A 12,492-nucleotide genomic window follows, 5' to 3' on the forward strand; every position below is an offset into this window, starting at 1 on the left:
AGCAGGGACCGCATGATCGAGATCAGGCGTGGCGACGAGCTCGGCGAGAGCAGCCGACGGCGGATCACCGAGGTGCTCGTGCGCGGCTTCGCGGACGACTTCGCGTACTTCTCGAAGGACCCGCGCGTGCTGGCGGACGCGTTCGCGCACATGCTCGTCCTCGAACGGTTCTACGTCGCGGTCGTCGACGGCGAGCCCGCCGCCGTCGCCTCGGTCACCGAGGGCGCGCAGGAGTGCTTCGCCCCCGAGAGACGTCCCTTCCGGGACGCGTTGGGTCGTGTCCACGGCGCGATCAGCTACCGGATCGTCCGGAGCCAGTTCCTGGGCGCGTACGACGGCGCGCGGGACGGCCTCGCCGAGGTCGGCTTCGTCACGACCGCGCCGGAGCACCAGGGCCGGGGTGTGGGTACCGCGCTCCTGCGCCACCTGATGGAGCTGCCGTACGACGAGCTCGTGCTGCGCGACATCAAGGACACCAACGCTCCCGCGCTCGGGCTCTACCGCAAGCTCGGGTTCGTGGAGACGGGGCGCCGCCCGGTGCGGTTCTCCCGACGGGCGGGGTTCTCGGCGTACGTCACCATGAGCCGCGCCCGGGACGTCGCGTCGTGACCGCGGCCGGTGCGGCGAGCCGCCCGGCGAGGGGGACGAGGGCCTGGACGGCCAGGCTGGCGGCCAGCGCGACCGAGAACGCCACAACGACACCGAGGCGTTCCACGAGGAGCGCGACGAGGAGGCAGAACACCGCGAACCCGGTGAGGCCGGCCAGCAGCCCGCGCAGGAGGCGGACGGTCTCGGCCGACCCGCGCTGCGCGAGCGCGAAGGCGGCGACCACGCTCGACGCGATCGGGAACGGCGCGAGCACGCCCGTCATCGCCGGCCCGAGCGCGCCCGACGCGGTGGTGACGGCGAGGACGAGCGCCGCCGTCGTCGCGGCCCGGGCGGGAAGGTCCCACCAGGGCGACGGGACGGTCGATTCCGGAGGGCCCGGCGCGTCGGGCGGCATGACGCGGGACGCGCCCCAGAACGTCGCGAGCGCCACCACGAACGCGATCCCGGCGGGAAGCGTCAGCCGGGCGAGGGCGACGTCGGCCACGAGGCACGCGGCCCAGGACGCCGCGAGCGCACCGGGCCACCCCGTCCGGCGGGAGCACCAGCCGAACACCACGGCGAACAGCGCGAGCGACGTGAGGCCGAGGAGCGCCGAGGAAGCGGCGGCGGCGCCGAACGCGGTGCCGTGGTCGAGCGTCGTGATGAGCAGGATCGGCCCGGCCACGACGGGCAGCCCGACGAGCACCCCCGTGAGCCGCGCGCCCCAGCGCCGTCCGGCGAGCGTGGACGCGACCACCAGGGCAGGCGCCAGCACGAGCTTGAGGAGCAGCGTCACGCGGTCACGGTAGCCCGTGCCGGTCCGGTGGCCCGTGCCGGGTCCGTGCCGGGCGACCGACCCGGGCCTGCGGTCGGCGCGCACGAAGAAGGGCGGCAGTCCCGGAGTCCTGTCCACCGGGACCGCCGCCCGCGAGGGCGACACCGTCGACGTGAAGCCGCCCTCGAGCCGAGGGCCGGGCGGTGAGGAGGGGCCGCCCGGCCGTGCGCGACGGTCGGTCAGACCGCCGCGAGCCGACGGCGCAGCCCGAGCCCGACGCCCGCGACGCCCGCGAGCACGGTCCCGCCGACGAGCGCCGACATGCCGAGCGACACCCGTCCGACGGGGCTGTTCTCGACGCTGTCCTTGAGCTCCGTCGTGCCGTCGGAGAGGGTTCCCGTGCCGTCGGAGAGCGTGGCGGCGCCGTCGGCGATGCGGGTGCTGCCGTCGTGCAGGTCCGCCGCGCCGTCGGCGAGCGTCGTCGTCCCGGCGTGCAGCGTCGTCGAGCCCTCGGCGAGCGCGGCGTTGCCCGCCGCGAGGGTCGTCGCGCCGGTCGACAGGGTCGTGAGCCCGTTCTGGAGGCGCAGCGTCCCGTCCTCGAGCCGGGTCGTCCCGGCGGACAGGTCGCCCGCGCCCGTGCGGAGCCGCACCGTGCCGGCGGCGAGGTCCGCCGCGCCGGTCGCGGCCTTGGCCGTCCCCGCCTTGAGCTCGGCGGCACCGGTGGCGAGATCCGACGTGCCCGTGGCGAGCTCGGAGGTCTTCGTCGCGAGGAGCGCGCTGCCGCCGCTCACGCGCCCGGCGCCTGCGGCGAGGTCGGCGTTGCCGTCGGCGACCTTCGAGGCGCCGGCGCTCAGCTCGCCGACCTTCCCGTGGAGCGTCGCGGCACCCGTCTCGAGCTCGCCGATCTTGCCGTCCAGGGTCGTGGCGCCGGTGGCCAGCGCGTCGATCCCGCCCGCGAGCTGGACGTCGATGCCGGTCCGGAGCTGCTGGACCCCCGCTGCGAGACCCGGCTGGGCGGTGGTGCCCTCGCCGAGGCCCGCGCGGAGCCGCGCGAGCCCCGTGGTGAGCCCGGGTCGCTCCGGGGTGCCGGTCCCGAGGCCGGCCGAGAGCTGGTCGATGCCGGCGGTGACGTCGGCCGCCCCCACGGAGAGCTCGCCCGCGCCCGACGCGAGCCGTCCCGCGCCGCCCGCGATCTGCGCGGACGCGCCGGGAGCCGACTCGGTGCCGTTGCCCAGGGCGCGGAGGTTCGCGGCGATCGTCCCGAGACTCTCCGGAGTCGCCGCGACCTCGCCGCGCGCGATCTTGTCCAGCTGCGCCGCGAGGCCGTCCAGGTTGGTCCCGACGGTCAGGGCGGAGCGCTGGAGCTCGCCGGCGGAACCGCGCAGGCGGTCGGCGCCTCCGCCGAGGGCGGCCACGCCGTCGCGCGCCTGGGTCGCTCCACCCCGCAGCTGGTCGACCCCACCCTGGATCGTGCCGACGGCGGTGTCGACCGCGGAGACCCCACCCGCAAGACGTGCCGCACCGGCAGAGAGCTGGGCCCTGCCCTGGTCGAGCGCCTGGACGCCCCCTCCGAGGCTCTCGCGCACTCCTGTCCGGAGCGCGGTCGTCCCTGCGGCCAGGGTGCCGGCCCCGGTCGCGAGCCGGTCGGCGCCGGACGCGAGGTCGGCGGAGCCGTTCGCGGCGCGGGCGGCCCCGGCGCTCAGGTCGCCGGCGCCCGTGCTGAGGTCGCCCGCTCCCGTGGCGATCTGCGACGCGCCGTCGGCGGCACGCGCGTTGCCGGCGGCGAGGCGGGCCGCCCCGGCGTCGAGGTCCTTGCTGCCGGTGGCGAGGCGTGCCGCTCCGCTCGCGGCGTCGCCCGTCCCCGCGGCGAGGCGGGCGGCTCCGGCGTCCAGCTCGTCCGCTCCGGCGGCGAGCTCGGTCGCCCCGTCGAGCGCGGTGGTGCCGCCCGCGGCGAGCTGGGCTGCGCCGTCGGAGGCCTTCTGGGCCCCGGCGACGAGGTCGCTGGCGCCGTCCTCCAGGTCGCCGGCTCCGTCGGCGAGGCGCTGGGCGCCGGCCTGGGCCTCGGCGGTGCCGTCGGCGAGCGTGGCCGCGCCGTCGGAGAGCTGCGCGGCGCCGTCGTCGAGGCGGGTGGCGCCGTCGGCGACCTTGCCGTTGTACACGAGCAGGAACGCGATCAGGCCGGCCACCGCGAGGGCGAGCACGGCGAGCGCGACGGACGTGAGGACCGTGTGGGTGCGCGACGGTCGGGGAGAGGCGTGCTGCGTCATCGGTCGTCCTTCCTCGCGCCCGGCGTCGTCGCGGGGCGGTCGGCAGAGGGGAGAGGAGCGGGGAAAGGGGCGAGTCGTGCTCGCCCGGCGTGGGAGTGGGAGTGCGCCGGGCCTGCCCCGCCTACGTTGGCGGGACGTGGAGTAGCAGGTAAATCCCGAACGACGCTAGCAACCGTCCGGCAAGGGCGGACAGCGAGTACTAGGTACTTTCGCCGTCACGATTCGGTCACGGGGCCGAAGTATCAGGTACTCCGCTGCCAGACCTGTCGCCCGGAGCAACTGGCGCCCGCGCCGGGGCCCTCGCAGGCTCTCGCGAGCGGTGCCGCGCACTGTTCATCCGACGGCCACCCGTCGGCCCGGATCCGGTCGCCGCCACGCCACCGCGGGCCACCACCCTCTGCTCGACCCTCGTCGAAGGAGAGACATGTCAGCCATCCCTGAGCAGGCCGCTCAGCGCACCACGGCGCACACCCCCGTGCGCGCCCGGGCCCGCCGCACGCGCCTCGCCGCGCTCGTCGCCACGGGCGCGACGCTCACCCTGGGTCTGGGCGCGCTGCCCGCGCTCGCCGCGGCGCCCGCGCACCCGGCCGGCGCGGTGGCGTCGGCCCCGACGGCGGCGCTCGGCCTCGCGACGGACGCCGCCTGGACGGCCCCCGCCGCGGACGAGACGTTCCACCGCCTCGCCACGTACCCCGTGTTCCAGAACCGCCCGGCCGGCGAGGACGCCGCCGCCGAGACGGTCGCCGAGATCTCGGCGGTGAGCGAGGACGGGCGCACGGTCGTCCACACGGACGCGCTCGCGCGACGCATCGGTTTCCTCGACATCACGGACCCGAGCGCGCCGCAGGGGCTCGGCACGCTGAGCCTCGCCGAGCTCGGCTCGGAGCACGACGAGCCGACGTCGGTCGCGGTCGTCGGCGGGTACGTGCTCGTCGTCGTGGACACGTCCGTGAGCTTCACCGAGCCGAGCGGGCGCCTCGACGTCGTCGACCTCGCCACGCGCGAGCGCGTGCGGTCCCTCGACCTCGGCGGTCAGCCCGACTCGGTCGCCGTCACGCCCGACGGCTCGCACGCCGTCGTCGCGATCGAGAACCAGCGCGACGAGGAGGCGACGCCCGAGGGTGCCGACGAGGGCGACCTCCCGCAGCTCCCCGGCGGCTTCCTCCAGATCCTCGACCTGCCGGGCGACGACCCGGCCGCCTGGTCCACCCGCGCCGTCTCCTTCCTCGACGAGGCCGGTGCGCCGCTCCCCGTCGTCGAGGCGGCCGGACTCGACACCCCGCAGGACCCCGAGCCCGAGTACGTCGCCGTCAACCCGGCGGGTACCAAGGTCGCGGTGACGCTCCAGGAGAACAACGGCGTCGCCGTCGTCGACCTCGCCACGGGCGAGATCGAGACCGTCTTCTCCGCGGGTGCGGTCGCCGTGTCGGGGATCGACGTGACGAAGGACGGCGTGATCGACCAGACCGGGTCGATCCCGGCGACGCCGCGCGAGCCCGACGCGATCGGCTGGCTCGACGACGCGCACGTCGCGACCGCGAACGAGGGTGACTGGAAGGGTGGCTCGCGCGGCTGGTCGGTGTTCGACGCCGCGTCGGGCGAGGTCGTCTGGGACGCGGGCGCGGAGCTCGAGCGCCTCGCGGTCCGCGTCGGCCTGCACACGGAGGACCGCGCGGGCAAGAAGGGCGTCGAGCCCGAGGGCCTGGCCGTCGCGACGCTCGGCGGGACGCGCTACGCGTTCGTCGGCTCGGAGCGCTCGAACTTCGTGGCCGTCTACGACGTCTCCGACCCGAGCGACCCGCGGTTCGTCCAGGTGCTCGCGACGACGAACGGTCCCGAGGGTCTGCTCGTCGTGCCGGGGCGCGACCTGCTCGTCGTGTCGAGCGAGGAGGACGACGCCGGTGCGGGCGTGCGGTCGGCCGTCACGGTGTTCGGGCGCGGCGCGCAGTGGGCCGACGGCGCGGGGTCGCCGCAGTTCCCCAGCGTCGTCTCCGCGGACGCGACCGAGGGCCCGCAGGCCGGCGCCCCGATCGGCTGGGGCGCGCTCGGCGCGCTGAGCGCCGACCCGACGGATCCCCAGCGCCTGTGGACGGCGACCGACGCCGCATACTCCACGACGCAGCTCCTGTCGCTCGACGTGCGCGGCTACGGCGCCGGCTCCCCGGCCGTCATCGACCGGACCGTGCCCCTCACGCGCGACGGCGCCCCGGTGGGCCTCGACGTCGAGGGCGTCGCGGCACGCGCCGACGGCGGGTTCTGGCTCGGGGTCGAGGGCGCGAAGGGCGCGGAGAACGCGATCGTGCGCGTCGACGCCGCGGGCGCGGTCGTCGAGTCGGTCGCGCTCCCCGAGGGCGTCGCCGCGGGTCTCGGCAAGCAGGGCATCGAGGGCGTCGCGGTCGCTCCGGCGGTCTCGACGGCCGACGGAGCCGCGGGCGCGGGCGAGCAGGTGTGGGTCGCGCTCCAGCGGGGCCTGACCACCGACGAGGGCGGCACCGCGGGCACCGCGCGCCTGGGCCGCTACGACGTCGCCTCGGGCACGTGGGACTGGTTCGCGTACCCGCTCGAGCAGACCACGACGGGCGGCGACTGGATGGGCCTGAGCGAGGTGACCGTCGTCGACCACGACACGCTCGCCGTGATCGAGCGCGACAAGCTCAACGGCCCCGCCGCCGCGGTCAAGCGCGTCTACGCGGTCGACGTGCCGGCCGTCGCCGTCGGGGCCGCGTCGACGACGCCGGTCCCGGTGACCAAGACGCTCGCGCACGACGTCCTGCCCGACCTGCGCGCCACGAACGGCTGGACGCAGGAGAAGCTCGAGGGTCTCACGGTCGGCGGCGACGGCGCGGTCTGGGCGATCACCGACAACGACGGCCTCGCCGACGCCACGGGCGAGACGGTGCTCCTGCACCTCGGCGCGGCGTCGGACGTGTTCGAGGGTCACCTCGACGGCGAGAACCCGGGCGGTCCGGGCGAGCCCGGCGAGACGCCCGGCGCGGGCGAGGAGCCGCCGTCGTCCCCGCTGCACACGGTCGGCGCGGACGACCTCACCGATGCGAACCACGGCGGCGTCGCGCTCTCCCCGGCGCGCGTCCGCGCGGGCGAGCAGGTCACCGCGACGGCGGAGGGCTTCGCGCCCGGCGAGTGGGTCTCCGCGACCCTCTTCTCCACGCCTGCGGACCTCGGGATGTACCGCGCCGACGCGTCGGGCACGCTCACCGCGACCGTGACCGTCCCCGCCGACGCCGCGGCGGGCGTGCACCGCTTCGCGCTCGTCGGGCAGGTGGACGGCCGCGTCCTGTGGACGGAGCTCGAGGTCCTCGCGGCGGACGGCGCGCCCGGCGGGTCGAACGGTGAGGGGTCGGGCCGTCCCGACGGGCTCGCCACGACCGGCGCGCACGTCGGCGCGATCGTGGGCCTCGCGATCGTGCTGGTCGCGGGCGGCGCGACGATCGTCGTCGCCCGGCGCCGCATGCGCGGCCTCCCGGGCTAGCGGGCGCCGCACCACGCCGAACCCGGGGTTGCGGGCGGTCTCGGACTCGAGACCACCCGCAACCCGGGGTTCGACCGTCCGGGTGACCGGCGCGACCGGGTCAGTCGCGGTCGTTGGGCATGAGGGCCCAGAGGATCAGGTAGGCGATGACCTGCGGGCCGGGGAGCAGGATCGAGACCGCGGCGACGATGCGCACGACGGTCGGGTCCCACCCGAACCGGCGGGCGATCCCTGCGCACACGCCCGCGATCATCCGACCGTGGCGCGGCCGGGACAGGGTCGGCCGGAACGAGGCTGCGGAGGCGTCTGAGGTGCTCATACCTCGACGGTAGGAGAGCGCCCGTCGCGGCGGTATCGGGAAGTCCCCCGAACCGACCCTGATCCTCGGGACACGGACCCTGACCCTGACCTCTGGTTCAACGCCCGAGCGCGGCCTCGAACGCCGCCAGGGCGCGGGGCGACGCGAGCGCGAACGTCACCGCCGTGACGCCGTCGCCGGGGTCGGCGCTCGGACGGGCGGCGGACCACCCGCGCACGGCCCCGACCGCGACCCGCGCGACGTCGTCGACGTCCCAGCCGTAGACGCCCGCGCTCACGGCGGGGAAGGCGACGGTCGCGGCGCCGAGGTCGGCGGCGACGTCGAGCGAGCGCGTGAAGCACGACGCGAGGAGCGCGGGGTCGGTCTGGCCGCGGTGGCGGTTCGGTCCGACCGTGTGGACGACCCAGCGGGCGGGGAGGTCGTAGGCGCCGGTCGCGACGGCGTCGCCGACGGGCAGACCGTCGGGGAGGGTCGTGCGCCGGATCCGCCGGCACTCCTCCAGGAGCCCGGGACCGGCGGCGGCGTGGATCGCGCCGTCCACGCCCCCGCCGCCGAGAAGCGACGAGTTGGCGGCGTTGACGATCGCGTCGACCGTGAGCGTCGTGATGTCGGCGAGCCGGGCGTCGAGGTCCATCGTCACATCGTCAGTCGCGCGAGACCACGACGCTCGCGCTGTGGCCGCCGAAGCCGAACGCGTTGACCAGCGCGTGGCGGGCGGTCGTGTCCCGGGCGGTGCCGTGGACGACGTCGAGGTCGATCGCCGGGTCCAGCGCGTCGAGGTTGAGGGTCGGCGGCACGCGTCCGTCCCGCACGGCGAGCAGCGCGACGAGGACGCCGAGCGCGCCGGAGGCACCGAGCAGGTGGCCCGTCGCGCCCTTGGTGCTCGTCACGGGCGGGGGCATGCCGAGCGCCGCGTGCAGGGCGTCCGACTCGTTGACGTCGCCCACCGGCGTCGACGTCGCGTGCGCGTGGACGAGGCCGACGTCACCGGGGGAGAGACCCGCCGCGCGCAGGGCCATCCCGATCGTCCGGGCCTGGTTCTCCGGGTCCCCGCCGACGATGTCGAACGCGTCCGACGTCAGCGCGGCCCCGGCGACGACGCCGTGCACCGCGGCGCCGCGCGCCCGCGCGTGCTCCTCGCTCTCGAGGACGAGGAGCGTCGCCCCCTCGCCCATGACGAAGCCGTCCCGGTGCACGTCGAACGGGCGCGACGCGCGCTCGGGCTCGTCGTTGCGGGTCGACATGGCGCGCGCCGCGGCGAACGCGGCGAGGGAGAAGGGCCGGACGCCCGCCTCCACCCCGCCGCACACGACGACGTCCGCCGACCCGGCGAGGATCATCTCGCGGCCCATCGTGATCGCCTCCGACCCCGCGGCGCACGCGCTGATCGGCGCCCGCGCGCCCGCCTTGGCGCCCAGGTCGATCGACAGCCACGCCGCGGGACCGTTGGCCATGAGCATGGTGACCGTGTGCGGCGAGACGCGGCGGGGCCCCTGCTCGTCGAGCACGTGGGACTGGTCGAGCGTCGTCGCGATGCCGCCGTTCGCGGACCCGACGACGACCGCGAGGCGCGTGGGGTCGACGTCGGGCGACCCCGCGGACGCCCAGGCCTCGCGGCCCGCGACGAGCGTGAGCTGTTCCGCCCGGTCCGTGCGGCGCGCCTCGCGCACGGCGAGCCCCTCCGCGAACGCGTCGTCCACCCGCGCCGCGATGCGCACGGGCAGGTCGGCGGCCCAGTCCTCCTTGATGGCGTGCACCCCGGGCTCTCCGCGCAGCAGCGCGTCCCAGGTGTCGCTCGCGGTGAGCCCGACCGGGGTCACCGCCCCGTAGCCGGTGACGACGGCTCGTGTCATGGTGTCCCCCTACCTGCGGGCGTCGCCTCGTCGGACGACGGATGTGGTCGATGGGTCCCATTTCAAGACATCCGTATGGGGTTTGTCTTGTCCGACAGTGTGACAGTGCGCACGCTGTCACTCACCACGAGTGAAGCGGCGGGTCGGTCATCCGACCACGGAGGGCCAGCAAGCACGCGTCCGGTCGGCACACATTCGGGACATGAGGGAGAGCAGCGTGGGTCGGGCTGGGTGGGCGGTCGGCGCAGTGGCGGCCGTCGTGCTGGGGCTCGCGGGCTGCGCGACGGCGGACGGGCCGGCGGGCGGGACCGGGGGCGAGGGGTCGTACCGGTGCTGGGAGACGGCGGTCCCCGACGACGTGCCCGAGTCAGGCGTGACGGCGGACCGCCTCAGCGAGGACGGGCGGGCCGCCCTCGACGGCATCGAGGTGCCGCCGATCGACCCTGCCGAGTGGACCGTCGTCGAGGACGGTGCCGAGCGGGTCGCCCTCCTGCGCGAGCTCGACGAGCCCGAGGACCTGGGCGCGGGCGACGTGCGCACCCACGAGATGCTGGTGATCGAGTGGACCGACGCGCCGAACCTCGACCCGTCGCCCACGTGGTTCCTCACCGCCGCGCAGACCTGCGCCCTGCGTGCCGACCTCGGTGGGCTCGGCACCGCGACGCTCACCCTGGACCCGGACCACCCGCCGATGCCCGACGCGCGCGAGCTGCACCTGCTCGTCACCGAGATGGCGTGCAACAGCGGGGAGGACGCCGAGGGTCGGGTGCGGCTGTCCGCGCTCGCCGTGCGTGACGACGCCGTCGCGGTGACGGTCGGCGTCGAGCCGCGTGACGGTGCAGCGGACTGCCCGAGCAACCCCGCCACGGCGTTCGTCGTCGAGCTCGACGAGCCCCTCGGCGACCGCGTCGTGCTCGACGCGTCGGTGCACCCGGCGCGGGAGGTCGTGCTGCCCTGACCCCGGGGGTCAGGCCCCGTCGAGGCCGAGCACCCGGCGCGCGTTCCCCGCGTAGAGCGCCGGCAGGAGGTGCGCCGGGAGGTCTGCTCCCGAGATGGCCCACCGGCCCTGCGGCGGGACGGGGTCGCCGGGGGCGTAGGAGAAGTGCTCGTCGGCCGTCTCGAGGAACCGGAAGTGCGTCTCGAGCTGTTCGCGGGACAACGGGAACGCGTCGGTGCCGAACAGGACCCGGTCGGGGAAGTCCTCGACGAGCCGGCGGAAGCGCCGCGGCTGACGCCCGAGCTCGCCCAGCCGGCCCGCGACGTCGACGACGAGGTTCGGCGCGGCCCGCAGGAGCCGGGAGACGTGGTCGAGGTCCTCCGCGACGCAGCCGACGTGCGCGCCGACGTAGGTGGTCCCCGGCGTCGCGTCGAGCAGGCGCTCGAACGCGTCGAGCAGGTGCTCGAACGACGGGAAGCGGGACCGGTCGGCGAACGACCACGACGGCTGCGCGGCGAGCTCGTCGACGCGCTCGTTGTACCGGTCCAGCGGGTCGAAGAACGCCTTCGGGTCGGCGACGTGGATCAGGACGGGCAGCCCGAGCTCGCCCGCGAGCGCGAGCGTCTCGACGACGCGGGGGTCGTCGGGCGCGACGAGCGCGCCGTCCAGGCCGGTGACGGTCAGGCCGAGGTTCTTCCACACCTTGAGCCCGCGGGCGCCGCGCGCCGCGGCGTCGCGGAGCTGGCGCTGCACCGCGCGCTCGCCGCCCGCGTGGGCGAGCGCCGTCCAGTCGACCTGGCAGAAGGTGAGGAACCGGCCCGGGTGCGCGCGGTCGTACCGGTCGAGGTTGGCCTCGAGCTCGTCGCCCCACAGGCCGTCGAGGTTGACGACCGTGCGCACGTTCGTGCGGTCCAGCAGGTCGAGCAGCACCGGGACGTCGGGCGCGCACCAGTCGGTGGTGAGCCAGCGGCCCAGGTGGTTGTGGACGTCGACGGCGGGCACCGCGGCCCGGGGGACGTCGGTCCGGGGGAGCCGCACGCGGGCACGCGGCTCCCAGTCGGCGAGCCGGAGGTCGGGTGCGGGAGGCGCGGGGTGCGGGGCGGCGTGGTGGAGGGGGTCGGTCACGTCTCCGAGCATCGGTCCCGCGCGCGCAGATTTCACGGATGTTACGCGAATCGATCATCCAGAGTGAGTGAATGTGCCACTCTGCGTGACTATCGCGCAGACGGTGAGCAGGATCGTGGGCATCGGGTCCGCGTCGCGCGGCACCCACCCACCGCTGGACCCGGGGTCACGACCCCGCCGACGACAGGACAAGCACGTGAGCCCGAGCGCCGTCACCGAGCGAGAGATCCACAGCCAGCCCGAGGTGTGGGCCAAGGCCCTCGCGGGCGGCCCCGCCACCGGCTCCGTGCTCGGCGCGCCCGGCGAGCGCGTCCTCGTGCTCGGGTGCGGGACGAGCGCGTTCGTCGCCGAGGCGATCGCCGTCCTCCGCGAGGACGCCGGCCTCGGCGAGACCGACGCCGCGTACGCGTCGGAGTGGCACCCGACGCGGCCCTACGACCGCGTGGTCGTCATCAGCCGCTCCGGGACCACGAGCGAGTGCCTCGAGGCGCTCGCGGCCGTCCCCGCCGGCACGCGCACCGCCGCGGTCGTCGGGGTCGCCGGGACGCCCGTCGCCCTCGCGGCGGACGACGTCCTCGTGCTCGACCTCGCGGACGAGGAGTCGGTCGTCCAGACGCGGTTCCCGACCACCGTGCTCGCCGTCGCCCGCCAGACGTTCGGGGAGAACCTCTCCGACCTCGTCGAGCAGGCCGAGCAGGCGCTCGCGGCGCCGCTGCCCGTCGAGCCGGGCGCGTTCGAGCACTTCGTCTTCCTCGGCCGCTCGTGGGCCTACGGCCTCGCGCAGGAGGCGGCGCTGAAGATCCGCGAGGCGGCGCAGGCGTGGTCCGAGTCCTACCCGGCGCTCGACTACCGGCACGGGCCCGTCGCCGTCGCCACCGACGCGACGCTCGTCATCCTGCTGGGCGACGACGACCCGGCGCTCGCCGAGGACGTGCGGCGCACCGGCGCGACCGTCGTGCACCTCGCCGGGGACCCGCTGGTCCAGCTCGTGCAGTGCCAGCGCCTCGCCGTCGCCCTCGCGACCGACCGCGGCCTCGACGCCGACGCGCCGCGCCACCTCACCCGCTCCGTCGTCCTCGGCTGAGGACGACCCGCGACAGCCCGTCACCGACGGGGACGCAGTACCCGGACACTCGAC

Annotated in this window: 10 protein-coding genes; 4 read left to right on the forward strand and 6 right to left on the reverse strand. The window is 75.9% G+C overall.

The features are described from left to right. Positions 1–12: 12 nt before the first annotated feature. On the forward strand, positions 13–609 hold the full coding sequence (locus NF338_RS01420; RefSeq protein WP_264029137.1) for a GNAT family N-acetyltransferase: 597 nt from the start codon (positions 13–15) through the stop codon (positions 607–609). On the opposite strand, the gene NF338_RS01425 is transcribed toward NF338_RS01420, so the two are convergent. Both NF338_RS01425 and NF338_RS01430 read right to left on the reverse strand, forming a co-directional pair. After that, positions 575–1,384: a hypothetical protein gene (locus tag NF338_RS01425; protein ID WP_264029138.1), complete on the reverse strand. Its 810-nt coding sequence runs from the start codon at positions 1,382–1,384 to the stop codon at positions 575–577. The two genes, NF338_RS01420 and NF338_RS01425, sit on opposite strands and share 35 nt — an antisense overlap. Positions 1,385–1,602: 218 nt before the next feature. Beyond that, the gene (locus tag NF338_RS01430; protein ID WP_264029139.1) at positions 1,603–3,630 is read right to left on the reverse strand and encodes a beta strand repeat-containing protein; all 2,028 of its coding nucleotides are present in this window, start codon (positions 3,628–3,630) and stop codon (positions 1,603–1,605) included. A gap of 424 nt (positions 3,631–4,054) precedes the next feature. Here NF338_RS01430 and NF338_RS01435 point away from each other — a divergent pair, with 424 nt between their 5' ends. After that, positions 4,055–7,120, forward strand: coding sequence for an esterase-like activity of phytase family protein (locus NF338_RS01435; RefSeq protein WP_264029140.1), 3,066 nt, complete (start codon positions 4,055–4,057; stop codon positions 7,118–7,120). 100 nt (positions 7,121–7,220) lie between these two features. Here NF338_RS01435 and NF338_RS01440 read toward each other — a convergent pair whose 3' ends face one another. From NF338_RS01440 to NF338_RS01450, 3 genes are all read right to left on the reverse strand, one after another. Further along, positions 7,221–7,439 carry a PspC domain-containing protein gene (locus NF338_RS01440; RefSeq protein ID WP_053370472.1) on the reverse strand — a complete coding sequence of 73 codons (219 nt, stop codon included), beginning with the start codon at positions 7,437–7,439 and terminating at the stop codon, positions 7,221–7,223. A gap of 97 nt (positions 7,440–7,536) precedes the next feature. After that, complete coding sequence (locus NF338_RS01445) at positions 7,537–8,073, reverse strand: O-acetyl-ADP-ribose deacetylase (RefSeq protein WP_047231016.1); 537 nt, start codon at positions 8,071–8,073, stop codon at positions 7,537–7,539. A gap of 10 nt (positions 8,074–8,083) precedes the next feature. Beyond that, on the reverse strand, positions 8,084–9,292 hold the full coding sequence (locus NF338_RS01450) for a beta-ketoacyl-[acyl-carrier-protein] synthase family protein (protein WP_264029143.1): 1,209 nt from the start codon (positions 9,290–9,292) through the stop codon (positions 8,084–8,086). Positions 9,293–9,494: 202 nt separating this feature from the next. Between NF338_RS01450 and NF338_RS01455 the strand changes: the two genes are divergently transcribed. After that, positions 9,495–10,250, forward strand: coding sequence for a hypothetical protein (locus tag NF338_RS01455; RefSeq protein WP_264029145.1), 756 nt, complete (start codon positions 9,495–9,497; stop codon positions 10,248–10,250). A 9-nt stretch (positions 10,251–10,259) separates the two neighbouring features. Here the strand turns inward: NF338_RS01455 and NF338_RS01460 are convergent, their stop codons facing one another. Further along, a complete protein-coding gene (locus NF338_RS01460; protein ID WP_264029146.1) occupies positions 10,260–11,354 on the reverse strand; it encodes an amidohydrolase family protein in 1,095 nt (364 codons plus the stop codon). 196 nt (positions 11,355–11,550) lie between these two features. On the opposite strand from NF338_RS01460, the gene NF338_RS01465 reads away from it, so the two are divergent. Next, positions 11,551–12,438 (forward strand): SIS domain-containing protein, encoded by an 888-nt coding sequence (locus NF338_RS01465; protein WP_264029147.1) that lies wholly within the window; start codon positions 11,551–11,553, stop codon positions 12,436–12,438. Positions 12,439–12,492: the final 54 nt, after the last annotated feature.

The organism is Cellulosimicrobium sp. SH8 (assembly GCF_025818875.1).
GTDB lineage: Bacteria > Actinomycetota > Actinomycetes > Actinomycetales > Cellulomonadaceae > Cellulosimicrobium > Cellulosimicrobium cellulans_D.